Origin of the sequence: Paenibacillus sp. FSL L8-0435, assembly GCF_037965655.1 — a bacterium.
In the GTDB taxonomy this organism is placed as follows: Bacteria; Bacillota; Bacilli; order Paenibacillales; family Paenibacillaceae; genus Paenibacillus.
Genome location: NZ_CP150185.1, coordinates 5,653,207 through 5,676,995, shown reverse-complemented (window position 1 = coordinate 5,676,995; position 23,789 = coordinate 5,653,207). Strand labels below are relative to the sequence as shown.

23 protein-coding genes are annotated in these 23,789 nt (G+C 47.1%); 22 read left to right on the top strand and 1 reads right to left on the bottom strand.

Translation table 11 applies throughout. The features are described 5' to 3' along the window. Positions 1–33: 33 nt before the first annotated feature. The 21 genes from NST33_RS25290 (at position 34) to NST33_RS25190 (ending at position 20,568) form a co-directional block, all read left to right on the top strand. Positions 34–966, top strand: a complete 933-nt coding sequence (locus tag NST33_RS25290) for an ABC transporter permease (protein ID WP_036605816.1) — start codon at positions 34–36, stop codon at positions 964–966. Between the two features lie 61 nt (positions 967–1,027). Next, positions 1,028–1,945: an ABC transporter permease gene (locus tag NST33_RS25285; RefSeq protein WP_221820967.1), complete on the top strand. Its 918-nt coding sequence runs from the start codon at positions 1,028–1,030 to the stop codon at positions 1,943–1,945. Between the two features lie 123 nt (positions 1,946–2,068). After that, the gene (ssuE, locus tag NST33_RS25280; protein ID WP_221820966.1) at positions 2,069–2,617 is read left to right on the top strand and encodes an NADPH-dependent FMN reductase; all 549 of its coding nucleotides are present in this window, start codon (positions 2,069–2,071) and stop codon (positions 2,615–2,617) included. Between the two features lie 69 nt (positions 2,618–2,686). Beyond that, positions 2,687–3,559 carry a LysR family transcriptional regulator gene (locus tag NST33_RS25275; RefSeq protein ID WP_076253264.1) on the top strand — a complete coding sequence of 291 codons (873 nt, stop codon included), beginning with the start codon at positions 2,687–2,689 and terminating at the stop codon, positions 3,557–3,559. A gap of 240 nt (positions 3,560–3,799) precedes the next feature. Further along, complete coding sequence (locus tag NST33_RS25270; RefSeq protein WP_221820965.1) at positions 3,800–4,861, top strand: LLM class flavin-dependent oxidoreductase; 1,062 nt, start codon at positions 3,800–3,802, stop codon at positions 4,859–4,861. Between the two features lie 49 nt (positions 4,862–4,910). After that, on the top strand, positions 4,911–6,137 hold the full coding sequence (locus NST33_RS25265; RefSeq protein ID WP_260632726.1) for an amidohydrolase: 1,227 nt from the start codon (positions 4,911–4,913) through the stop codon (positions 6,135–6,137). 295 nt (positions 6,138–6,432) lie between these two features. Beyond that, on the top strand, positions 6,433–7,293 hold the full coding sequence (locus NST33_RS25260; RefSeq protein WP_221820964.1) for a diaminopimelate epimerase: 861 nt from the start codon (positions 6,433–6,435) through the stop codon (positions 7,291–7,293). Positions 7,294–7,336: 43 nt separating this feature from the next. Further along, the gene (locus tag NST33_RS25255; RefSeq protein WP_221820963.1) at positions 7,337–8,131 is read left to right on the top strand and encodes an SAM-dependent methyltransferase; all 795 of its coding nucleotides are present in this window, start codon (positions 7,337–7,339) and stop codon (positions 8,129–8,131) included. A 56-nt stretch (positions 8,132–8,187) separates the two neighbouring features. Next, positions 8,188–9,474 (top strand): opine metallophore biosynthesis dehydrogenase, encoded by a 1,287-nt coding sequence (locus tag NST33_RS25250; protein WP_221820962.1) that lies wholly within the window; start codon positions 8,188–8,190, stop codon positions 9,472–9,474. Positions 9,475–9,720: 246 nt separating this feature from the next. Continuing rightward, a complete protein-coding gene (gene nikA, locus NST33_RS25245) occupies positions 9,721–11,349 on the top strand; it encodes a nickel ABC transporter substrate-binding protein (protein WP_221820961.1) in 1,629 nt (542 codons plus the stop codon). 13 nt (positions 11,350–11,362) lie between these two features. Next, a complete protein-coding gene (gene opp1B / locus NST33_RS25240) occupies positions 11,363–12,295 on the top strand; it encodes a nickel/cobalt ABC transporter permease (protein ID WP_133387061.1) in 933 nt (310 codons plus the stop codon). Continuing rightward, positions 12,295–13,191, top strand: coding sequence for a nickel/cobalt ABC transporter permease (gene opp1C / locus NST33_RS25235; RefSeq protein WP_145325175.1), 897 nt, complete (start codon positions 12,295–12,297; stop codon positions 13,189–13,191). Before opp1B ends, opp1C begins: the two co-directional genes overlap by 1 nt. Further along, positions 13,172–13,981: an ABC transporter ATP-binding protein gene (locus NST33_RS25230; protein WP_221820960.1), complete on the top strand. Its 810-nt coding sequence runs from the start codon at positions 13,172–13,174 to the stop codon at positions 13,979–13,981. Before opp1C ends, NST33_RS25230 begins: the two co-directional genes overlap by 20 nt. After that, positions 13,982–14,734: an ABC transporter ATP-binding protein gene (locus tag NST33_RS25225; RefSeq protein WP_221820959.1), complete on the top strand. Its 753-nt coding sequence runs from the start codon at positions 13,982–13,984 to the stop codon at positions 14,732–14,734. 14 nt (positions 14,735–14,748) lie between these two features. Beyond that, positions 14,749–15,942, top strand: coding sequence for an MFS transporter (locus NST33_RS25220; RefSeq protein ID WP_221820958.1), 1,194 nt, complete (start codon positions 14,749–14,751; stop codon positions 15,940–15,942). Next, a complete protein-coding gene (locus NST33_RS25215; RefSeq protein ID WP_313771446.1) occupies positions 15,939–17,204 on the top strand; it encodes an MFS transporter in 1,266 nt (421 codons plus the stop codon). The genes NST33_RS25220 and NST33_RS25215 overlap by 4 nt, the downstream gene beginning before the upstream one ends. A 312-nt stretch (positions 17,205–17,516) precedes the next feature. Beyond that, complete coding sequence (locus NST33_RS25210) at positions 17,517–18,713, top strand: GTP-binding protein (RefSeq protein ID WP_221820957.1); 1,197 nt, start codon at positions 17,517–17,519, stop codon at positions 18,711–18,713. Between the two features lie 280 nt (positions 18,714–18,993). Beyond that, complete coding sequence (gene rpsN, locus NST33_RS25205) at positions 18,994–19,263, top strand: 30S ribosomal protein S14 (RefSeq protein WP_036605831.1); 270 nt, start codon at positions 18,994–18,996, stop codon at positions 19,261–19,263. A gap of 41 nt (positions 19,264–19,304) precedes the next feature. After that, positions 19,305–19,640: a DUF3024 domain-containing protein gene (locus NST33_RS25200; RefSeq protein ID WP_169480557.1), complete on the top strand. Its 336-nt coding sequence runs from the start codon at positions 19,305–19,307 to the stop codon at positions 19,638–19,640. Positions 19,641–19,848: 208 nt separating this feature from the next. Next, positions 19,849–20,325 carry a DUF2975 domain-containing protein gene (locus tag NST33_RS25195; protein WP_221820956.1) on the top strand — a complete coding sequence of 159 codons (477 nt, stop codon included), beginning with the start codon at positions 19,849–19,851 and terminating at the stop codon, positions 20,323–20,325. A gap of 9 nt (positions 20,326–20,334) precedes the next feature. Continuing rightward, positions 20,335–20,568: a helix-turn-helix transcriptional regulator gene (locus NST33_RS25190; RefSeq protein ID WP_076211193.1), complete on the top strand. Its 234-nt coding sequence runs from the start codon at positions 20,335–20,337 to the stop codon at positions 20,566–20,568. A gap of 79 nt (positions 20,569–20,647) precedes the next feature. On the opposite strand, the gene NST33_RS25185 is transcribed toward NST33_RS25190, so the two are convergent. Continuing rightward, positions 20,648–21,499 (bottom strand): AraC family transcriptional regulator, encoded by an 852-nt coding sequence (locus NST33_RS25185; RefSeq protein WP_221820955.1) that lies wholly within the window; start codon positions 21,497–21,499, stop codon positions 20,648–20,650. Between the two features lie 181 nt (positions 21,500–21,680). Here NST33_RS25185 and NST33_RS25180 point away from each other — a divergent pair, with 181 nt between their 5' ends. Continuing rightward, positions 21,681–23,753 carry a beta-galactosidase gene (locus NST33_RS25180; protein WP_339305522.1) on the top strand — a complete coding sequence of 691 codons (2,073 nt, stop codon included), beginning with the start codon at positions 21,681–21,683 and terminating at the stop codon, positions 23,751–23,753. Positions 23,754–23,789: the final 36 nt, after the last annotated feature.

The following is a 23,789-nucleotide window of genomic DNA, read 5'->3' as shown; positions in this document are numbered from 1 at the left end:
GCCAATCCAGATTGAGGAAGGAGATATCCCGGTATGGTTCAAACGATACTGTCACGACTCGCAACATCGCTTCTGGTTATTTTCGGAGCTTCGGTGCTGGTGTACTGCATCATGTATCTTCTGCCGGGTGATCCGGTTCTGCTCATGCTGGACCCGTCCTCGGCTACCCCGGAGATGATCGAGAATCTGCGGGTCCAGCTAGGACTGGATCAACCGTTTTACATCCAGTTTGCGAACTATTTCGGTGATATGCTGCGTGGGGATTTCGGTAAATCAATGATCAATTCGGATCCGGTTCTGCCGAAAATACTGGAACATTTCCCAGCGACACTGGCTTTGACCGCACTCAGCTCAATCATTGCCATCACGATTGGAATTACACTTGGTGTATTGTCTGCGATTCATCGCAATGGCGTGATTGATTTTGTCGCTCGGCTAGTTGGACTTTTTGGCATCTCCATGCCAACCTTCTGGACGGGGATACTGCTCATCCTGTTATTTTCAGTACAGCTTGGCTGGTTCCCGGCGATGGGTTCCGATGGATTCAGTTCACTGGTTCTTCCGGCAGCTACGCTGGGTCTTGTGGGTGCAGGATTTATTGTACGGATGGTACGGAACAGCATGCTGGAAGTGATCAATGAACCGTTTATCGTGGCATTACGGGCCAAAGGACTTTCGGAACGTGCCATCATGTATGGTCATGCACTACGTAATGCGCTTATTCCTGCAGTAACGGTAATCGGCATGCTGATCGGTGATCTGCTTGCGGGCACCGTTGTGGTGGAAACTGTCTTCTCCAGACAAGGAATCGGCCGAATTATTGCGGATGCGCTAATGGCCAAGGATCTGCCAGTGGTGCAAGGGGTTGTCTTCTTTACATCCATTATCTATGTGGTCTTGAACCTGCTGGTGGATATCTCGTATTCGTACATTGATCCCCGGGTTCGGCGTGCAGTCCGCACATGATCATGGATAGAACAGTCAGATGTGTCCTGACGCGGAGTTATGAAAGGAGGAGTTGTTGCTCATGAGCATGAAACCTTTGGCTGGTGACAAAAAAGCATGGGCGGGCAGTGTAGGACGTATCCGTCTGTGGAATCGCCGCCCTTGGCGTTATCGCGTCTCATTCGCGGTATCCCGATTATTCTTTTATGCAGCATTGCTGGTGGTGGTATTTACCGTGGCATGTGCGATTGTACCGGGCTGGATTGCGCCCTATGATCCAACTCAGATGATGACTGATGTTATCCTGCAGGCTCCTTCTGCTGCGCATCTGTTCGGGACGGACTATTTTGGCAGGGATATCTTCAGTGTGGTTGTGCATGGAAGCAGGGATTCGCTGCTCATTGGATTTGCTTCCGTTCTTGTGGGCGGTATTGTCGGTAGTGCTCTGGGTATTATCTCCGGATATGCCGGAGGATTTGTTGATACCATCACGATGCGGGCTGTCGATATTCTGATGGCTGTACCTGGTGTGCTCCTGGCATTGTCTGTTGCAGCTGCTCTCGGGCCAGGACTGATGAATATTGCACTGGCTGTTGCGGTTTCCTCCATTCCGGGGTACGCACGGGTGATGCGTGGGCAGGTCATATCAGTTAAAGGTCTTCCTTTCATTACAGCGACACGTTCACTGGGCGGTTCCAATACGCGTATTTTCTGGAAACATGTACTGCCACATTCGTTGTCACCACTGCTGGTCATGGCTACGCTTGGCGTAGGGACATCAATTCTTACGGGTTCCGGACTCAGTTTTCTGGGACTTGGGGTGTTGAAGGAAATCCCGGATTGGGGCGCATTGCTCTCGCAAGGTAGAGGGTATCTGACGGTTGCCTGGTGGATCTGTACGTTCCCGGGGCTGGCGATCACGTTGTTTGTACTGGCGGTTAATCTGATTGGAGACGACATTCGCGATCGGCTGGACCCCAAAGTAAAAGGAGCGGCTTGACCGCTATTCCAAAATATAAGAATTTATAAGTTTCACCCTATCCATTTTTATATTTCACTGCGAAACGGTAGCTGTGCCACCAGAGGACAGCGACAGCCGTTTACGCTTGAGGAGGAGAAATTCATGTCACATGTTGTCATTATTGCCGGATCACCTTCCAAGCGTTCGCGTTTGACAGGTCTGACGGATTACAGCAGCCAAAAATTAACGGAGGCAGGCATTACCGTTGAAGTCATTCATGTTGTGGATCTACCCGCTGAGGATCTGGTGCAAGCCCGGTTTGACAGCTCATTCATTCGTGATGCACTTGCTGTCGTGGAAGCCGCGGATGCAGTTATTGTGGCTACGCCGGTATATAAGGCATCGTACTCGGGAGTGCTCAAGCTGTTCCTGGATCTGATTCCGCAAGAAGGGTTACGGGGTAAGTTGATACTCCCACTTGTCATCGGTGGCTCCATTGCTCATCTGCTCGCCATTGATTATGCATTGAAGCCTGTACTGGCAGCCCTTGGTGGAAGACATATTCTGGGTGGCGTGTATGCTGTGGATCAGGGAATCGAACGACTGGATGATGAGAAATTTGTGCTCTCTGCGGATATTACTACACGTCTGGATCGGTCGCTGGATGAATTGATATTGACACTGGAAAAGGATGGGATTACGATATCGTAAAACCAAGTAAATATATTGGATAAATCAATATAAGATCAAACGTCTGCGGACGTGGATACGGAGGCGCTCATGAATATCGAGAATATTGAAGCATTTGTATATATCAATCATTATGGAAGCTTCAATAAGGCTGCCGAAGTACTCTTCTTGTCCCAACCTTCGGTCACAGCTCGCATTCAGTCACTGGAAAGGGAGCTGGGCTGCAAGTTGTTTGATCGGCTTGGCAAGCAAATTGTGCTGACAGAGGAAGGTCGAAAATTCCTGCCATATGCGCAGCAAGTGCTGCAAGTGATCCAGAAGGGCAAGCAGAAGATTCAGCAACGGCGATCAACACCGGATGCTCTTCGACTCGGTAGTACAGTATCGGTATCCAACTATGTCATTCCCGATTTTTTACCCAAGATCAAGGAAGCTTACCCCGAAATTAATATCAAATTGACGACCGCAACGACGGATCAGCTGATTGCCAAACTGCTTGGTCAGGAGATCGATCTTGCTTTTGTGCGCAAGGTCATGCATCCTGCGATCCGTACGGTTGCTTTTTATGAAGATCCGATCCAGCTCTATGTGTACAAAGGGCATCCATTCATTGAGAGCGGGCATGTCAGCATGGAAGCCATCCGGAATGAGCAACTGGTCTTTTTTGAATGTGGTTCACTGGACTGGCTTCGCATTCACCGGGCTTTCGACTCGCTGGAACATCCGCCGAATATTACATATCATGTCGATAATTCGGAGACGGCGAAGAAACTGGTTATGCAAGGGGCAGGCATTGCCTTTCTCCCGGGACTCACGGTGAAGAAGGAAGTGCAGAATCAGGAGTTGTTCCCCATTCAGGTACATGAGGTAGCAGGTGTATCTTTGCAGATCAGCGTTGTCACGTTAAAGGAAGAATATTCGCCATTGGCAGAGCCCTTCGGGGAACTGCTGCGAAAGTTATAGAGCGTCTAACGATGAATCTGACTTTTACACCAAAACGGAGAGTGCAGAACCAATCTGAAGAAGCGAAGCGTGCGCATTTATCAACAGATTTTTCCCTTGAACCAAGGGAGTAAAGAAAATCTGGGGATAAGAGTGATCGGAAGATGGTACTGCAATCGGAGTGATAAAGTGTAACATCTCCAGTTCAACTTAATAGTGATTCAAGAATAGTGGTTCAGCGCAATCAAGGAGGAGAAGGATATGAGTATTCGTGTTGGCATTTTGGATCAGACCCCGATCTATGAAGGGGAAACGGCAGTGGATGCTTTTCGACATACGATTGAGCTGGCACAGCGGGCAGAGCAGCTTGGATTCCATCGGTTCTGGGTATCGGAGCACCATGATTCAGGGCATGTTGCAGGTTCCTCCCCGGAGGTACTCATCTCCCACTTGCTTGCGCATACAAAGCGGATTCGGCTGGGGTCCGGCGGAGTAATGCTCCAGCATTACAGTCCATACAAAGTCGCCGAGAATTTCAATATCCTCGCAGCGCTTGGACCAGGAAGAGTTGACCTGGGAATCGGCCGTGCACCAGGCGGGTTACCACGTTCGACACAGGCGTTGCAGGAAGGTATTCAGGAAGCCGCATCTCTTCAAGAGAAAATCGTTCAGGTGAAACGATACATCCACAATGAGCCGCTTGAAGATCAGTCGCATCCACTTGCAGGTCTCAGCGCTTCGCCTGTGTCCGACATTCCAGCGGAGCTGTACGTACTTGGAGCAAGTGTTGATAGTGCAGGGATGGCTGCGGAACTGGGACTCCCATATGTCTTTTCACTGTTCATTAACAGTAATATAGAGGTAGCGCTTCAAGCGATCCGTGTATATCGTGAACAATTTGATCGTTCCCAGGGACGAGAACCTTATGCTGCACTGGCCATATCGTTAATTGTGACCGAAAGTGAGGAAGAAGCGGAAGGACTTGCGAGCGAGCATATGCTGGTGAAGATTCATCTGGAGAGCGGTAAGGTGCTGACGGTTGGTTCTGTGGAACAGGCGGAAGAATTCGGCCGTCAATCAAACGAAACCTATCGGATCGAGATTCTGGAGCCAAGTGTGACCCGGGGTACGAAGGAAAGCGTAGGTCAGGCGCTGCTGAAGTTCCAGCAGGAGTTTGCTGTGGAAGAGTTCATTGTGACTACAGCTACACGGGACTTTACCAAGCGAATTCGTTCATTCGAATTGTTGCGTGAGATTCTGGCAGAGCAGGGACTCAGTGAGTTTGCACTGGAATCCAAGGAACAGGAAGCTGCAATCGGATGAATTAGGCAGTGAATATAGCAGTGAATATATACGAATGGGAGGCCATGTGATGAAAAGTGATCTGGAACAGCCCAAGCAGCATTCTGAGCAACAAGTACAGGGCCCCGGGCATGAACTTGACGGTGAACGGGCGGAAGAATTCGCGGAACGTTTAATCACCATTCGGCGACACCTGCATCGTAACCCGGAATTGTCCGGTGAGGAAAGGGAGACGACGGTAGCCATCCGCAGTTGGCTGGAAGAGGAAGGCATTCGTATTGCAGACGAATATGCGCTGCGGACAGGGCTTGTCGCTGAAGTGGGTCAAGGGGACGGCCCTGTTGTTGCCCTAAGAGCCGATATTGATGCACTGCCCATTCAGGAAGAGACAAAGCTGGAATTTGCCTCCCAGGTAGATGGAAAGATGCACGCTTGCGGACATGACGCACACACGGCAATTCTGATTGGTGCTGCACGATTACTGAAACAGCGCGAGTCCAATCTACCGGGAAAAGTACGGTTGATATTCCAGCCATCGGAGGAAAAAGCAACGGGTGCTCGGCAAGTGATCCAGAGCGGCGCATTATCCGATGTTCGGGCCGTATTTGGTTTGCATAACAAGCCTAATCTCCAGGTAGGTACGGTGGGCATTCGAGAAGGCGCATTGATGGCAGCGGCAGACGGTTTTGTAGTCAAAGTGGAAGGTGTGGGCACCCATGCAGCCGTGCCTGAAGCCGGCATTGATCCAATCGTGGTTGCCGCACATATTGTTACGGCATTACAGGCCATTGTGAGTCGCAATGTAGGAGCACAGGAGAGTGCTGTAATAAGCGTCACCAAGCTCCACAGCGGTACAGCCTGGAACGTTATTCCGGATGAAGCGATCCTTGATGGCACAGTGCGTACCTTTGATGAGAAAGTGCGTGCACGGATTCGCGAGCGTTTCAATCAGGTAGTCGCCGGTGTGGCAGCAGCTTATGGCACACGGGCTACGGTTCGCTGGATTCAGGGACCACCTGCCGTGGTCAACGATGAGTCTCTCGCATCTGCGGCGGAGCAAGTTGCAAGTGAGATTGGATTGAATAGTGTTAGACCGCTACCTTCTCCAGCAGGTGAGGACTTCTCTTTTTATCAAAAAGAAGTTCCGGGCCTATTCCTCTTCCTGGGCACCTCTGGCCCGCATGAGTGGCATCACCCTGGCTTTGATGTGGATGAACGGGCTCTGCCGCTGGGAGCACATCTTCTGGCAGCACTGGCTGAACGGGCATTGCACAATGTGCAAGCACATCAGGAGTGAGGGACGCAGTTTATCCCTGGATCATATCCAGATCGAAACGGTTCCGTTCTGCGGCAACCGTTTTTCGTATTTGTTGAATCTTATCAGACGGTGTAATTATGGCTAGGGCTGGCGCAGAAGCGTCAGCTCTGTTTGAGTTTTCTTACAGGAAGAGCAGCTAAAGGTATTGTTAAATTTTATTTTTTTAATGGAAATATTTGTTGACGCTTCCCAAAAAGATGTGCTATATTTTTCTCGACGTTTAATCGTAATAATTACTATTAGATAAAAAAGGAGAACAGGAGTAGTCGCTGCGATGAAACAGGAGATCGATTTTATCAAGTTCAGTCCCACCCAAAACATGACGATTCTGGTTAAAACAGATCATGCAGCCGAGCAATACAGTCATATTGCTACCCGCCTAATGTCGTATGACAACGTTTACGCTGAGCAAGTGGGATTCATTGAACCAACGAGGAGACCGGAAGCTGCTTCTCATCTGGAAATGGCCGGAGGAGAGTTCTGTGGCAATGCCTGTATGGCACTTGCAGCACACCTCGCATCTGAAGCAGGACTGGCACATCAGGAATCTATGGATATCATGTTGGAGGTTTCCGGAACTGACCAATTGATCATGTGCCATGTGAAGAAGCAGCAGAACGAATACGACTGCCAGGTAACCATGCCGATTCCGAAGCAGATCGAACAACGAACAATCCGATATGAAGGCATTGAGCTCGATATGGTGATCATCCGGTACGCTGAGTTCATCCATATCGTGATCGAAGTTGATGACTTCGACGATACGATGAAGAAGAGGGCACAGACCCTTGCAAGATTACTGGGACTAACCCTGGGAGATAAGCTGATTGGTATCTTGTTATATCAATCACACTTGGAAGAAATGGCCCCACTCATCTATGTTCCGGAGCTGGACAGTCTGATCTGGGAAAGAGGGTGTGGTTCGGGTACGGCCTCCGTAGGAGCGTATCTCGCATGGAGCCAGCAGAGAGGAATTACTCAGTACATCAAGCAGCCCGGTGGTGCAATCAAAGTGGTGGCCGAGTGGGATGGCGCAGAACTTGGGAGCATTACGATTGAGGGATCTGTTGGCATCGTGGCTCAGGGCAAAGCCTTCATAGATGCTCCAGCAGAATGGAGCGTTGTAAACGCATGAGGGACATGATACATGATCGAGACAACGTATAGGGGGAAAAGAAATGATCACATTGGTCCATTTTCAGACATGTTTGAGTGAATTTGCAGAGAAATTCGATAAGCTTGCGAACAAGTATGATCATACGATTCAGCATAGTGCAGAGCTTGAGGCTGTGATCAATGACTACTCCCGCTTTGTGACTGATCAGAACAATAAGGCAGCCTGGGAACAGTTGGAGCATTCGGAGTTGGAAGAACTGGATTCGCTTGTATGGCAGTTAAGAAATAAATCCGCCCAGTGTGTGGCGATCATGGAGAAATATCGTGCATTGAAGTTAGAGAACGGGGATGTGCAGATTGCCGATTATTTCAAAAATATAGAAGAGTGTATCGATAAAGAATTTGGTAGTTTCCATGTCACCTCCGATTCCAACGTATTGCTGGTAGGCTCCGGTTCATTCCCCATGACACCATTACTCATTGCCAAGCGAACAGGTGCACAGGTTGTCGGGATCGATATTGATGAAGAGTCCATTACACTCGGGCGAAAAGTGGTGGATACACTGGGTACGGGTTTGAAGATTCGTTTGGAGTCAACATTGCTGGAGGATCTGGATTATACCAGGGAAGCAACCCATATCATTTTCAGCTCTACGGTGGCCCCTAAATATGAGCTGCTTGATCAACTGCATGCCCTGACGAATGCGCAGGTGGTTGTAGCCATGAGATACGGTGATCAGTTGAAGTCCTTGTTCAATTATCCCATGAGAGAGACGGACAGCAACAAGTGGAAGCTGGTGGATACGATCCTGCGCCCGGATGATGTGTTCGATATTGCGTTGTATCAAAAAGCATAACCATCCAAGTCAATCCCGATGGAGTCCAGATTGAACTTTGAATATAGGAGGCATATATGAGTAATCTTCAGCGAATTCTGATACTCGGAACCGGACCTGCATCCATTCAGCTTGCGGCAACGCTCAAAGATCATCTCAACTGCAGTATAGGCATTGCGGGGAGACAATCGGTTCGTTCAGCATCCGTATTCTCAGCCCTTGAAGAGAACAATCAACGTATTCAGGTCAGCATTCAAAATGAGAAACATCAATCGCTCGCAGGTGAGTGTTACGTTGATCATGTGTTCAAGGGATATGACACCATTGAGGGTGAATGGGATACACTCATTTTGGCGGTTACCACCGATGCTTATATCGATGTATTGGAACAAATGAAAAATGAATTCATTAAACAACTGAAATGTATCATTTTGATTTCTCCAACGTTTGGGTCGAATCGACTCGTGACCCATTACATGAGAGAGCGGAATGCAGAGCCGGAAGTGATCAGCTTCTCCACCTACCTTGGAGATACCCGTTGGATGCACGAACATCCGTCCAATCATGTGATTACAACAGGGGTTAAGAAAAAGGTCTATATCGGTTCCACTCGTTACCCGTCTGAACAGGTCAGCAAGCTACGCCAAGTGTATGATCGTTTGGGTATTGTGCTGGAAGTGATGCGATCCCCACTGGAGGCGGAAACGAGAAATATCTCGTTGTACGTGCATCCACCCTTGTTCATGAATGACTTCTCATTAGAAGCCATCTTTGGAGCTCCAGATACTCAAAAATACGTATACAAGATGTATCCTGAAGGTCCGATTACACAAGTTTTGATACGGGAAATGCGGGCACAGTGGCAGGAGATTATGAATATTACGGACCGACTTGATATTCAGGGAGTCAACCTGCTTCAGTTCATGACGGATGACAACTATCCGGTTCGATTAGAGAGTATATCACGCCAGGATATCGAGAATTTCAATCAGCTGCAGGTCATTCATCAAGAGTATTTATTATACATACGGTACACCTCATTATTGATTGATCCATTCTCGGAACCCGACTCGGAAGGGAAATATTTCGACTTTTCAGCAGTCCCATTCCGTCAAACGTTCATGAACCACGAAGGGGAACTGGACATCCCCCGTATGCCCAAGGAAGATTACTACCGCATCAAAATCATTCAGGGCATAGCCAGACATCTCGATGTGAGCTGTCCAACCATTGATCAATTTATCGCCAGGTATGAGGCGAAAATTCAGGAAGTGGCTGATGCAAACCCGGATCAGCACTTGTCCGAAGCCTTTGCGATCCAATCCTTTGACGAGGATATCCGCATGATCTGCACCGGACTTTGACTTTGAGTAATAGGGTTAATTACATCTCAAATTAATCAAGTTGAACCTGATGTTTACATCATAACGGAGAGTGTAGAACCAATCTGAAGAAGCGAAGCGGTCGCCTTTATCCCCAGATTTTCTCTATGGAAAAGAGAATCAAAAAAAATCTGGGGATAACAGCGATCGGAAGATGGTACTGCAATCGGAGTGGTCCGATGTAACCTACAAGGTCTGCTTGTAACTTAATCATCAGGAGGAAATGTTGTGAAAAAGGGTCTTACTTTTACATCCATACTATTGTTGGTGTCTGCTATTGCGCTGCTCGCCGGATGCGGACAGAGCCCAAAAGAGAAAGAGAGCGCCCAAACGGAGCCTGCCAATAGCCAAGTACAAACGGAACTTATCTATGCTTCTGCCAAAGATATTAATGATATGAACCCTCATCTGTATACAGGCTCCATGCCTGCGCAAGGGATGGTATATGAGTCTCTGGTGGAAAACACCCCTGACGGAATCAAGCCATTGCTGGCTGAATCATGGGATATTTCCGAGGATGGCAAGACTTATACCTTTCATCTGCGACAAGATGTGAAATTCCATGATGGGGAGCCGTTCAACGCAGAGGCGGTTAAACAAAATATCGATGCAGTACAGGCAAATGCCGAAAAACATGCTTGGATCAAGCTGTCTACCAAAATCACGAGTGTAAAAGTTATCGATGAGCATACGGTGGAGCTGAGGCTGTCGGAAGCCTATTATCCGGCACTGGTGGAATTGTCCATGACAAGACCTTACGTCTTCATATCACCCAAGGATTTCAAGGATGGTGGAACCAAAGACGGAGTAAGTGGTTTCCACGGCACAGGACCATACAAGCTTACTGCTCATAAAGTCGAAGAGAATGCCACGTTTGAAGCCAATGAAGACTATTGGGATGGTGCACCTGCAATCAAGAAAATCACATCCAAGGTTCTTCCCGCAGGTGAAACGACATTCCTGGCACTACAAAAGGGAGAGATCAACTTTGTGTTCACCGATGACCGGGGAGCAGATAGTATCGATGTCGAAGCCATGGATCAATTGGCTGAATCTAGTGGTTATCAAGTGGTCCGAAGTGAAGCAATGAATACGAATATGATCGTAGCCAATAGCAGTCGCCAGAATAGTCCGGTTCAGGAAACGGCAGTGCGGGAAGCGTTATGGGTGGGCATTGATCGGGAAACGATCAGTAAAGATATTTTCAACGGAACGCAGACTGTAGCGGACACGCTATTTTCAGCCAATGTCAATTACGCCAAGGTAGACCTGAAGAAACGGGAGTATGATCCGGAATTGGCTAAAAATCTTCTGGACCAAGCTGGCTGGACATTGGCAGATGGTGGAGGGGTGAGAACGAAGAACGGTCAGCCTTTAGCCATGAAATTATACTATGACAGCAACTCGTCTTCACAGAAAATACAGGCCGAATTGATCCAGTACTCCATGAAAGAATTGGGAATTCAGCTTGAAATCTTGGGCGAAGAGTCCACTTCCATTGCGAATCGGAGAGCCACCGGGGAATATGACCTGCTCTTTAATCAAACCTGGGGGCTGGCCTATGATCCACAGAGTACCATTGCTGCATTTACGTCTGATTCAGCATACAAACATACGACAAGCGGAATTGCCGAAGCAGATGAACTATATCAGAAAATCGATGCGGTTATGGTCTCCACGGATGAGGCTTCACGCCAATCCCTGTATGCTGACATTATGAAGATCGTCCATGATGAAGCAGTCTTCATCCCGATTACCAACGGGCGTGTCACCGTAGTCGCTCCTGAGAATCTTGATGGAATCTCATTCAAACAGACCCAATATGAACTACCTTTTGAAAAAATGAATTTTAAATAGAGCGGAGATGGCTATGGGAAGTTATATCGTCAAAAGGATTCTGTTAACCATCCCTTTACTGATTATCATTTCATTTATAACGTTTGTTCTGATTAATCTATCTCCCTTGGACCCGGCGGTTGTGGTGTTACAGGCACAGGAAGTTCCGCAGATCACAGAGGAATTAATTGCCCAGACGAACAAGGCATTGGGGTTCGATCAGCCGTTCATGATCCAGTATGTGAACTGGATCATGGCTGTTGTGCAGTTGGACTTTGGTAACTCTTATGTATCTGGTGAACCCGTATGGTCATTGATGGGGCCGGCTTTTATGAACACATTGAAGTTAACGCTTGTCTCATCGGTATTCATTATTGCGCTGTCCATCCTGCTGGGTGTGATCTGTGCCATGAGAGAAGGCAAGCTGCTGGATCGATCGGTCAGAGGTGTATCATTTTTCCTTACCGCCATGCCATCCTACTGGCTTGCAGCCATGATGATCTGGTATTTTTCCGTCAAGCTGGACCTGTTACCTACTAGTGGCATGGACTCGTATCGAAGCTACATTCTGCCGGTGATTGTAATCACGGTGAGTTATACGGGCATTTACTTCCGAACGGTTCGAAGTTCCATGCTGAGCAATATGAATGAGGACTATGTGTTATATGCACGGGCAAGTGGTCTGAGTGAGAAGAAAGTTACTCTGCATATTCTAAGAAATTCATTACAGGTGGCTGTGTCCATCTTTTGCATGGCGATCCCGATTGTACTAGGCAGTACGGTAGTCATCGAAAATGTATTTGCCTGGCCGGGACTCGGTAGGCTCAGTGTAAAATCCATTTTAAGCAGGGATTTTCCGATTATTCAGGCGTATGTTCTGATGTTGGCTGTAACCTTTGTCTTATTTAACACGTTATCCGACATCATTAATGCGGCGATGAATCCTCGTTTGAGAAAGGAATTCTGATGCGAATATTGAAAAATCTGAGCAAAGACAAGCTGGCCATGACCTCTTTGATGGTAATTATCGTCATGATTATAGCGGGCATTTTCGCCCCTCTTATTGCGCCGCATGATCCTGGACAAGTGAATATGAAGCTTCGTTATGCCTCCTCATCCTGGGATTATCTATTAGGCAATGATCATCTGGGCAGATGTGTATTATCCCGGCTTATCTATGGTATCCGTCCAAGTGTGTTATGGGTTTTGGTTGCGTTAAGTCTGTCTGTTCTGATCGGGGCCATTGTTGGATTCATCGCAGGGTACTTCAAGGGGAAAGTGGATGCGTGGATCATGAGAGTCTGTGACATTATGCTGTCTTTCCCCGGATACGTGATGACACTGGCGGTGGTCGGTATTCTGGGTGCAGGACTGGAGAATATTTTGATTGCCTTTGTGTGGATGAAATGGGCCTGGTTTGCTCGTGTTATTCGAACATCTGTGATGCAATTCTCCGATATGGATTATGTAAAATTCGCCAAAGCCTCCGGCACACCCAATCTGAGAATTATAACCAAACATATTGTTCCAGTTACCTTTGCCGATATTGCTGTCATTGCCAGTGGTTCCATGTGTTCGATGATGTTGCAGATCTCCGGCCTTTCCTTTCTGGGGCTTGGAATCCAGGCTCCGCATGCGGAGTGGGGGATGATGCTCAATGAGGCGAGGGAAGTTATGTTCTCCAGACCTGAATTGATGTTGGCACCAGGCCTGGCCATTGTGGTGGTGGTGTCTGCTTTTAATTTTTTATCGGATGCCCTTCAAGTAGCTCTGGACCCCAAATTGATGACCTCTCAAGGTAAGTCTGACAAGTCTTACGAAAGTGAGGTGAGAAAGACGGCTTATGAATATAGTCGAGGTTGAACATTTGAAAGTATGGGATACCAATACAGGTAAAGTGATCATTCATAACAGTTCATTCGAAGTTAAGCAGGGAAGCTGTATGGCCATCGTGGGGGAAAGTGGTAGCGGGAAGTCCGTTACGTGCAGGGCTATCATGCGACTGAACAAGCCATGGATTCGCCAATCGGGCACAATGTTATTTCAGGGCGAAGACCTGAACCAGCTTTCGGAACCGGAGATGCGGCGTAAGCGGGGCAAGCATCTGTGTATGATTTTGCAGAATGGCATGAGTGCATTTGATCCCTCCTGTGTTATTGGTGTCCATATTCGGGAGACGCTTCAGCAGCATTTTGGCTGGAATACCCGCGAGATTGAGCGGAAAATCATCAATGCCATGGAAAGCGTCATGCTCAGACATCCGCGCGAGATTCTGAATCAATATCCACATCAGCTGTCCGGTGGGATGCTGCAACGAATCATGATTGCACTGGCATTGGTGCTTGAGCCCGATCTGATTATTGCGGATGAGCCGACAACGGCGCTGGATACGATCTCCCAATATGAAGTGGTGGAGCAATTGATTCAATTACGCGAACGCATGGGCTGTTCCATGATGTTCATCTCCCATGATCTCGGCGTCGTTCAGAAGATTGCAGATGACGTGATGGTCATGAAAGACGGCAAGATCGTCGAGCGTGGTAGCATGCATTCTGTTTTGACAGAGCCGGAGCATGCCTATACGAAGTATCTGGTCTCTACCCGATTGGAGCTGAGCAATCATTTTAAGGCGTTGATGCAGGAGGACTTATAGATGCTAAAGGTGGAAGGTATTGAAAAATCATATAACCAAGGCGGACTGTTCTCCAAGCACAGACAACAAGTTTTGAAACAAGTTACCTTTGAATGCCGGCATGGCGAATGTCTGGGCATCATCGGTGAAAGCGGAAGCGGCAAATCGACGTTGGGCCGTCTGATCCTGGGCATTGAACGGGCGGATCGTGGAACGATCTCGCTGGATGGTAAAGACGTACAGGATCGACGTGTACGGATGGGTAACCTCAGCGCCGTTTTTCAAAATTATACGTCATCCATCAATCCATTTCTTAATGTGGAAGCTGCCATTATGGAACCTATGCAAGCGCAGCAGAAGCTACGGAAGGATCAGGGCAACTCAGAAAAGGTAGATCTGTTGCTGAATCAAGTTGGACTGGACCCTTCCTATAGATCCAAATATCCGCATGAACTATCCGGCGGGGAGGCTCAGAGAGTGTGCATAGCCAGGGCCATCTCCACCGCTCCCAAATGCATCGTGTTCGATGAAGCGATCAGCTCACTGGACGTGTCTGTTCAGATTCAGGTACTGCAATTGTTGAAAGAGCTTAAGGAAATCTACAAGCTGAGCTATGTCTTTATCACGCATGATATACAGGCGGCAGCTTATATCTGTGACAGGGTTATCATTTTCAGAGAGGGTCAGATTGAAGAGATCGTTCCTATTGAGCAGCTAAAGGATGTTCAGTCAGACTATGCGAAGAAATTATTGAAGCATTTAATTACATTTTAGGGGGAACACCCATTGTGAGTGGAGCGATGTCTTGGCCTTTTCTACGCTTGTACATACTGGTTCTTCTGTATTTTAGTGCCAATGCCATTCTTAACGTGATCATCCCATTGCAAGGGGCGTCTTTGGGCGCGAGCGGTACAACGATTGGACTGATCATGGGCGCTTATATGTTCACAACCATGTTTTTCAGACCCTGGGCAGGTCGGATTATTCAAAAGCACGGTCCGATCAAAATATTGCGTTTGATTCTGATCATCAATGGATTTGCGCTGATTTTATATACCTTTACGGGACTCGGAGGTTATTTGGTTGCTCGTATTTTACAAGGTGTATCAACAGCGTTCTTCTCCATGGCCTTGCAGATTGGCATTATTGATGCTCTTCCGGAGAAAGATCGGTCACAGGGAATTTCGTATTATTCGTTGTTCAGTTATATACCGGGGATCGTGGGGCCTGTAATCGCGTTAGGAATCTGGCAGACGGGTGGTATGGATTATTTTACAGTGGTTCTGATCGGCATTGCCGTCTGTACGGGCGTCTTCGGATATACCGCCAAAATGGAACCAAGCAAAGAGCAATCTGCTGAGAATCTTTCGGAGCAGAACGTGAGTATGTGGGAATCCTTTGCTCAGTTGGTGAAAAATCCGTTTCTGTTTCGATGCAGTGTATTGATGCTTGCGGCTTCCGTTGTATTTGGTGCAATTACAACCTTTATTCCGCTGTATGCGAGCCAAGTACCAAATGGGAATGCGGGTGTGTATCTGATGCTTCAGGCCGGGACGGTTGTGCTGGCTCGAATCATGCTCCGGAAAAGGATTCCTTCTGATGGGAGATGGCATTCTCCTTTTATCATGGGTACCCTGTTTCTTTTGGCCGTTGCTGCCCAATGTGTGAGTTTTTCGGTGACAGGAGGCGTAGTCTTTTTCTATGTGGGGGCTATATTCATGGGCATTGCTCAAGCCATTCTGTATCCGACGCTCACGACCTATTTGTCTTTTGTGTTGCCTAAGCTGAACCGGAACGTCCTGATCGGGTTATTTATCGCGATGGCTGATCTGGGTATTTCTCTGGGTGGTGTGATTATGGGACCCGTCGCTGACTTCTCTTCCTATTCATTTATGTACATGATCTGTGCTATCCTAGGAGCGGTAATGATCGTTTTTGCCTATGAACGGCGAAGACCCGTGACAGGTACATCTGTGAGTTGACTGCCAGAAGAGAAAGTGGTGACGAACGTTTGAAGTCTTCGATGAGTGCAACATCCAATGGGAAATTAAATCCGGTATCCTTTTCGTTTATCCGGTTTTATATGCTGGCCTTTTTATTTTTTGCAGCGAATTCAGCTTTGACGATTATTCTGCCTTTGCGAAGCGAAGCCGCCGGATTGAACCAGGCTGAGATTGGTCTGATGATGGGGGCATATATGTTCACCTGTATGCTCTTGAGACCTTTTGCAGCACAACTGCTGGGTAAGCATGGGCCGCTTCGAGTGATGCAATGGTTATTGCTTTTACATGCCGGGACGCTGTTGCTGTTTGTTGTTTTTGGTGTGGAGACGTATCTGTGGTTGCGAGCCCTGCAAGGCGTGGCTACGGCCTTTTTCTCCATGACGATGCAGGCAGGCATTGTGGAAAAGCTGGAGGACAAAGACCGGGCACAAGGGTTGTCCATGTACACCCTTTTTACAATGGTTCCTTCTCTGGTCATTCCGATCCTTGCTATACAAATCTGGGAAAATGCCAGTGATCTGGCGTTTACGCTGCTGATGATTGGACTGGCGGCGCTGCCACTTCTGATTGGATATAATGTGGATCTGCCGCGGAGTACCGTGCAGAACAAATCGTACACCTTGGGCGACATGTTTCGTTCATTTGGCGGCATCTGGCGCAGCACGCCACTGCTGATCAGCAGTGTGGTGATGCTGTTTGCATCCTGCGTCTTTGGGGCAACAGCGACCTTTCTTCCCCTGTATATGGTATCCACCGGAATGGCGAGTGCAGGGGTATTTCTGACGATACAGGGATTGGTTGTGATCATGTGCAGGTTTATTTTACGCAAAAAAATTCCGTCCGACGGTAGCTGGAATACCTGGCTCATGGCAGGGTTAATGCTGTGTGCAGCACTGGGAACCCAGTTACTCAGCTTAATGGAAATCATCGGGCCATTGGTGTATCTCTCCGCGGTGTTCAGCGGTTTTGCCCTGGCACTGTTGTACCCGACATTAACCACATATCTGTCCTTTGTGCTGCCTGCGGATTCCAGATATGTACTCATGGGGATCTTCATGTCCTCGTATGACCTCGGATTCTCTCTGGGTGGACTGGCGATGGGACTTATTGTACAGGTGAGTTCTTATTCGACCATGTTTATGATCTGCACGTTGCTCTCTATTGCGGCTATGCTTCTGGTGTTGATGTTCAGGCAACGGATGGAAGCGGGGAATAAGGCTACATCTGTGGTGTCTGTATAAATTGAACTAAAGAACATTTACACGGATCACTTCAATTTCTAATTTATATTGATATAGTCCGCTGTCTAGCCTATCCCGCATGTATTGCGAACATTTACAGAGGAGGTTTATGACTCACTTCTTGCCAAAACGTATCCTCAGGATGCGAAAGTGCAAGGGCCGGTCATGAGCCTTTTTTTTGTTTTTTTGCAGCTTGAATCAAAAATAGTTTGACAACGACCGTCCAACAGGATTATAGTCATTATTATTAATCGTAATAATTACTATTAAGATCTGAATTACACAGACTGCACATATAAGGAGTAGAGATCTATGACACAAAAGCAAGTTCCGGTAACCGTACTGAGTGGTTACCTCGGTTCAGGGAAAACGACGGTTTTGAATCATGTGTTGAACAACAGACAGGGGCTTAAGGTTGCCGTAATCGTCAACGACATGAGTGAGGTGAACATTGATGCTGCGCTGGTCAAGGGGGAGGCAACCTTGTCTCGTACTGAAGAGAAGTTGGTGGAACTGTCCAACGGCTGTATCTGCTGCACCTTGCGGGATGATCTGATGCAAGAGATTGAGAAGCTGGTGAACGAAGGCAAGTATGACTATATTTTGATCGAATCCACCGGAATCAGTGAACCTGTTCCAGTTGCACAGACCTTTACATACGCCGATGAGGAGTCGGGTATTGATCTGACTCGCCTGGCCCGATTGGATTGTCTGGTAACGGTGGTGGATGCCAATCGATTCTGGCATGATTTTGGATCAGGACAGAGTCTTCTGGATCGTAACCAGGCGACCGGAGATGAGGACACCCGTGACGTCGTAGACTTGTTGATCGATCAGATCGAAACCTGTGATGTACTGCTGCTGAACAAATGTGATCTGGTCGATGACACCGAGCTGAACAAGCTCGAAGGTATCATCCGCAAGTTACAGCCTAACGCCAAGATCATTCGGACCGAGAATGGACAGGTGAATCCGTCTGAGATTCTGAATACAGGCCGCTTTGATTTCGAGAAGGTGAGCATGTCCGCTGGATGGATTCAGGAACTGGAGAAGGAGTCGCACACACCGGAAACCGAGGAATATGGCATTGGTTCCTTCGTATATCGCCGCAGAAAGCCATTCCATCCTTCCCGTCTGGCTGAGTTCATGAGTTACTGGCCGGAAGAAGTGGTACGTGCCAAAGGTTTGGTATGGCTCGCGGCTGAAGGGGACGTTGCTGCAAGCCTCAGTCAGGCAGGGCCATCCATTCAGTTCGGTCCTGCGGGACATTGGGTCGCGGCGTTGCCAGAAGCGGACAAAGAAGAGATTTTACGTAACGAACCGGATGTTCTGGAGAAATGGGATGCCCAGTGGGGAGATCGTCAGACGGAACTTGTCATGATTGGGATCGAAATGGAGCGTGAGAGCATTGAAGACGAGCTGGACCAGTGCCTGCTTAGTGATGAAGAAATGCTGGCTGACTGGGGCCATTTCGACAATCCGCTGCCATGGCCTGTGGAAGTCGTATAACTCGGAAGATGATGTTTGCATTGGGAGTAGCGTTGTATAAGCACATCTATATAAATTGAAATAAACATTTACACAAAACGGAGAGGACAGAAAGAACCTGAAGAAGCGGAGCGTTCGCCTTTATCCCCGGATTTACCCTTTGTAAAAGGAATCAAAAAAATCTGGGGATAACAGCGATCGGAAGGTTGTTCTGTCATCGGAGTGTGCAGTGTAAATATTCTTTAGTTCAATTTATATAGATAAATAAACATAAATTCAATGGATAAAGGAGCTGTCATTCATGGCTAAAAAATCTAAAGTGGTACGTGAGAAGCAACGTCAGGCAATCGTGGCAAAATATGCGGACCTGCGCCGGGAGTTGAAGGAAAAAGGGGATTATGAAGCATTGCAGAAATTGCCGCGTAATGCATCTCCGACCAGACTAAAGAACCGTTGTGAAGTGACAGGCCGCCCGCGGGGTTATCTACGTAAGTTCAAGGTGTCTCGGATTAAATTCCGTGAATTGGCTCATCAAGGACAGATTCCTGGTGTAACGAAATCCAGTTGGTAAAATGATCAAGGGTGTATTTGGCTGAAAGGATGTGCATCTTCATGCTGGACTCGTTTACGTTACGAAGAATTCAGTCCGTAATGAACGGATATATTCACGAGAAGGTTCCTGCGCCACTACGTACGATGGTGAAGTTGACATATGAGATGAATGACAATGAATTGATCTTGACCGAAGAAAGACCCGCCGAGGAACGGTATCAATGGGACAAGATGCATATTGCCCGATTTTACTGGGAAGAAAATCAGTGGAAAGTGTATGCCAGAGATGAACAGAGCAGCTGGAATCCGGTAGATGTTATTACACCTTGTTCCGATTTTGAGAATGTTCTCGAGCAGGTGGAACGGGATGAGGCTGGACTGTTCTGGCGTACATGAGCGAGTTCAAAGATAACCACATGCAGTGGCTATCTTTGGACTTTTTTTGTGTCCAAGAAACATTGAAGCAAAGAGAGGGCTATTCTTTTGGTCTTTCTTCCTTAATGGGCAAAAGAATAAATAAAATCTGTTTTGCAATAAAAATTTATTGTAAAACGATAAATATTATGATAAATTCATATCACTTAAAACAAGTGAGGTGCTTTTTGTGAAGCGAGGTACAACCATCTTTTTAAAATTGGCTGTGTTTCTTATTGGTGCTCCCATTCTTGCCTTATGTATATTCGGCATACCCTGGTTAGCAAATAACCCGGTGAATCCGAATTATGCAGGTGCACTATACCCCATAGTGATTATTATGTATGTGTCCGTTATTCCGTTTATTGTTGCACTGTACCAGGCATTTCGTCTGCTGAGCTACATCGACAAAAATGAAGCGTTCTCTCTAATGTCAGTGAAATCCTTAAAAACAATAAAATATTGTGCTATTGTAATCAGTAGTCTCTATTTTGTGATGTTGCCATTTGTTTATGTTGTCGCAGAGAAAGATGATGCCCCAGGCCTCATTCTTATGGGGATGGTTCCTGTTTTTGCTTCATTGGTCATTGCAGTATTTTCCGCTGTGCTCCAAAGATTGTTACAGGAAGCGATTGATATCAAATCAGAAAATGACCTAGTGGTCTGAGGTGAATATATGGCCATTATAATCAATATTGATGTGATGTTGGCAAAGCGGAAAATGACGGTTACCGAGCTTGCAGAGAGAGTTGAGATCACGATCGCCAATATTTCCATATTAAAAACAGGAAAAGCAAAAGCGATCCGTTTATCCACTCTGGATGCGATCTGTAAAGCACTGGATTGTCAGCCTGGAGATATATTGGAATATAAGGCTGACGAGGACGAAGATACGAATGAGCATTTATAAAAATGACCGACGAAGACTCTGCATGTTGTATGCAGAGTCTTCTTTTACGTCGTCTTGATCAAGGAATACGTCCCGTGCCCTATAACGAATGATTGTGCATCATACGGAATTGCATAGGTGTTACGTTTTCCTGGGTTTTAAAACAGCGGATGAAGTAGCTTGACTGTGAAAATCCCGTTTCCAGCGTAATTTGTTTAATGGAAAGGTTGGTTGTTGCGAGCAGCTGTTTCGCATGTAATAACCTGGATTCCAAGAGGAATTCCGGGAAGGAGATGCCAAACGTCTGACTGAATTTGCGGCTAAAGTATGTTGTACTGTATCCGGCAATCCCGGCAGCATGGTCAAGTGTGATGTGCTCATTACTATGAGAGCGAATATAATTCCCTGCTTCACGAATTCGCTCTGAAGTGTGATTTAAAGAAACATTGATTTGACTCGCTGCGGATTGCAATCGGGTCAGAAGCTCATAGAGTGTAGCTGCCACACTATGCTCGTCCTCCACTTGATAGCCTCTGCCTAGCTCCAGTAATCGATCCATGAGCGCGGTAACCACCGGAAAGTTGGAACACTGAAACAACCAGGGCTCGTCAACGCCTTTCCCATTTAACAGTTCTTCGAGACGAACACCGTAAAAATGAATCCAACGAATGCTCCAAGGATCATCTAAATCTGAGTAGTACGTTTGTCTGAGACCGGGACCATAGAGGAATCCTTGCCCACGCATTAGCTCATAACAAGCGGTTCCCGTGTCCAGAAATCCTTTACCGTCCAGGACAAGGTGCAGGTTATAACATTGATCCAAGTTAATTTCAGTGGTGCCATATTCTCGATGCACATGATGTTTCGGAAAATCACTGTACCCTCCAATAAAATCGGGAAAGCATACATGTCTGGGGAAAACCGGCTTGGGGAGAAAGATGTGTTCTTTCACGTGTATCCTCCATTTGAACGCAATATTTTTATGTAGTGAACTGAAATCGATTCAGCCTACTGTTATTCGAATCTTGGACAATGACAATATTTTATTATAAGTCGCATAATCTTGTCATTTATTATATGTGAAGGTTCCAATAGAATGGAGGCAATATGGCAGGTTAAGGGGGCAATTAAAGGTGGCAAAATCAATCCAAATGGATGAATTAAAAATGGGGGTCTGTTATTACCCTGAGCACTGGTCGGAAGCGTTGTGGGAGGACGATTTCCGTAGAATGAAAGAGATGAATATCACAGTTATTCGGATGGCTGAATTTGCATGGTCCATCTTTGAACCGGAAGAAGGCCAGTTCGATTTTAGTTTTTTCCAGAAGGCACTGGATCTGGCGCATCAATATGGTTTAAGTGTTATTTTGGGAACACCTACTGCAACTCCACCAGCGTGGTTAACATCCCAATATCCTGAAGTATTAAACGCAAATAAGGACGGGGTGTTGTATCAACACGGAATGCGGCGTCATACCAACTACAGCAGCCCAATCTTCAGACAGCAATGTGAAAAAATCGTGCGCAATATGGTGATTGCCTATAAAGATCATCCGGCTCTTATTGGCTGGCAGATCGATAACGAATTCAATTGTCATATGGATGTTTTCTACGCTGAGGCAGATCATGTCGCCTTCCGTGAATGGCTTAAGAATCGTTATGAATCGTTGGAGAATCTGAACCAGGCATGGGGAACCGTTTTTTGGAGTCAGACCTATACCGACTGGGCTCAAGTTCACCTTACCCGAAATATGGTTAGTCCATCGCCCAATCCTCACTTGGCATTGGATGAAAAGAGATTCATATCAGCCAATACGATTTCATTTGCCAAGCTTCAGGTGGACATCATTCGGGAACTGGACCCGGAACATTGGATCACAACAAACGGTACGTTTGGACATTTGGATAATCATGAAATGACAGAGGAGCTATTAGATTTCTTCTCCTATGATTCGTATCCGCAGTTTGCTACGATCTTCCCAGGGACAGACGATAACTCATTACAAGATCGGGCCTGGAGCATGAAACTGTCGAACGTACGTAACATGTCACCGAACTTCTGCGTCATGGAACAACAGTCTGGGCCAGGAGGCTGGGTTGACAGTATAGGCATGGGTACGCCAAGACCGGGCCAGATCCGATTATGGTCGTATCAATCTGTTCTTCACGGAACAGATCTACTCGTCTACTTCCGCTGGCGGACAGCAACATTTGGCACTGAGATGTACTGGCATGGCATCAATGATTACCATAATCAACCCAACAGAAGGGTACGCGAGGTTGCGCAAGTAGGGGAAGAGTTTGCCAAGATCGGGCGTGTTATTGCAGGTACTACATATCAAGCCGATGTTGCGATCCTACAGGATTACGATAACCTGTGGGACGGGGAGTTGGACGAGTGGCACGGTCCGCTTCAGCAACAGAGTGTACGCTCCTGGTATAAGCAGCTCCAGTATCGTCATATTCCGACGGACATGGTTACACTGCAACCAACGACAACACTGGAGGAGTTATCCGAATATAAGGTGATCATCTATGCTCACCCGGCCATCATGACAGACGAGACAGCAGAACTTCTCCAAGCCTATGTCAGTCAAGGAGGCACTCTGTTTTTCGGTGCTCGCACCGGATATAAGGATCTCAAGGGGCATTGTTATATGAGACCGTTCCCTGGGGCTGTCGCTGAGTTGTGTGGTGTAACCGTAGAGGACTTTACTTTAATAAAAGGAACCGTTCCAGCAGCCAAACTGCAATGGAATGGGACGAGTGAGCGGCTTCAGGAGGGAACGTCAACGGCCGGATTTAACGAAGTTCTTCATGTGGAGCATCCTGAGGTGCAGGTCATGGCTGAGTATACATCCGAATATTATGCAGGTAGTCCTGCATTGACCAAACGTACGGTAGGTCAGGGGCAAGTATGGTATTATGGAGCGGCTTACAATGAACCGGTCGTTGATGCTATTCTGGATGAAATAGGGCTATCTTCACCTGTGGGTGACCTGGTAGAGGTACCGTCCGAAGTTGAGCTTGGTATCCGTTCCGGTAAGGATAAAGCTTATGTATTTTTACTCAACTACTCGGATCAACAAGTACCCATTAAGCTTAAGAAGCAAGCAAAAGAGTTACTGTCCGGTACAACACTTCAGAATGAGATCAACATGCCCGCGTATGGTGTATTCATCCTGGAGATCGATTTACCGCAATGAGGAGCCTGTTCTTCAATATAATGAGTTATATATAAA

Bases quoted from the DNA above. Each gene is read 5' to 3' on its own strand.
- NST33_RS25290 (WP_036605816.1), top strand. From the start codon at position 34: ATGGTTCAAACGATACTGTCACGACTCGCAACATCGCTTCTGGTTATT.
- NST33_RS25285 (WP_221820967.1), top strand. From the start codon at position 1,028: ATGAGCATGAAACCTTTGGCTGGTGACAAAAAAGCATGGGCGGGCAGT.
- ssuE (WP_221820966.1), top strand. From the start codon at position 2,069: ATGTCACATGTTGTCATTATTGCCGGATCACCTTCCAAGCGTTCGCGT.
- NST33_RS25275 (WP_076253264.1), top strand. From the start codon at position 2,687: ATGAATATCGAGAATATTGAAGCATTTGTATATATCAATCATTATGGA.
- NST33_RS25270 (WP_221820965.1), top strand. From the start codon at position 3,800: ATGAGTATTCGTGTTGGCATTTTGGATCAGACCCCGATCTATGAAGGG.
- NST33_RS25265 (WP_260632726.1), top strand. From the start codon at position 4,911: ATGAAAAGTGATCTGGAACAGCCCAAGCAGCATTCTGAGCAACAAGTA.
- NST33_RS25260 (WP_221820964.1), top strand. From the start codon at position 6,433: ATGAAACAGGAGATCGATTTTATCAAGTTCAGTCCCACCCAAAACATG.
- NST33_RS25255 (WP_221820963.1), top strand. From the start codon at position 7,337: ATGATCACATTGGTCCATTTTCAGACATGTTTGAGTGAATTTGCAGAG.
- NST33_RS25250 (WP_221820962.1), top strand. From the start codon at position 8,188: ATGAGTAATCTTCAGCGAATTCTGATACTCGGAACCGGACCTGCATCC.
- opp1B (WP_133387061.1), top strand. From the start codon at position 11,363: ATGGGAAGTTATATCGTCAAAAGGATTCTGTTAACCATCCCTTTACTG.
- opp1C (WP_145325175.1), top strand. From the start codon at position 12,295: ATGCGAATATTGAAAAATCTGAGCAAAGACAAGCTGGCCATGACCTCT.
- NST33_RS25230 (WP_221820960.1), top strand. From the start codon at position 13,172: ATGAATATAGTCGAGGTTGAACATTTGAAAGTATGGGATACCAATACA.
- NST33_RS25225 (WP_221820959.1), top strand. From the start codon at position 13,982: ATGCTAAAGGTGGAAGGTATTGAAAAATCATATAACCAAGGCGGACTG.
- NST33_RS25210 (WP_221820957.1), top strand. From the start codon at position 17,517: ATGACACAAAAGCAAGTTCCGGTAACCGTACTGAGTGGTTACCTCGGT.
- rpsN (WP_036605831.1), top strand. From the start codon at position 18,994: ATGGCTAAAAAATCTAAAGTGGTACGTGAGAAGCAACGTCAGGCAATC.
- NST33_RS25200 (WP_169480557.1), top strand. From the start codon at position 19,305: ATGCTGGACTCGTTTACGTTACGAAGAATTCAGTCCGTAATGAACGGA.
- NST33_RS25190 (WP_076211193.1), top strand. From the start codon at position 20,335: ATGGCCATTATAATCAATATTGATGTGATGTTGGCAAAGCGGAAAATG.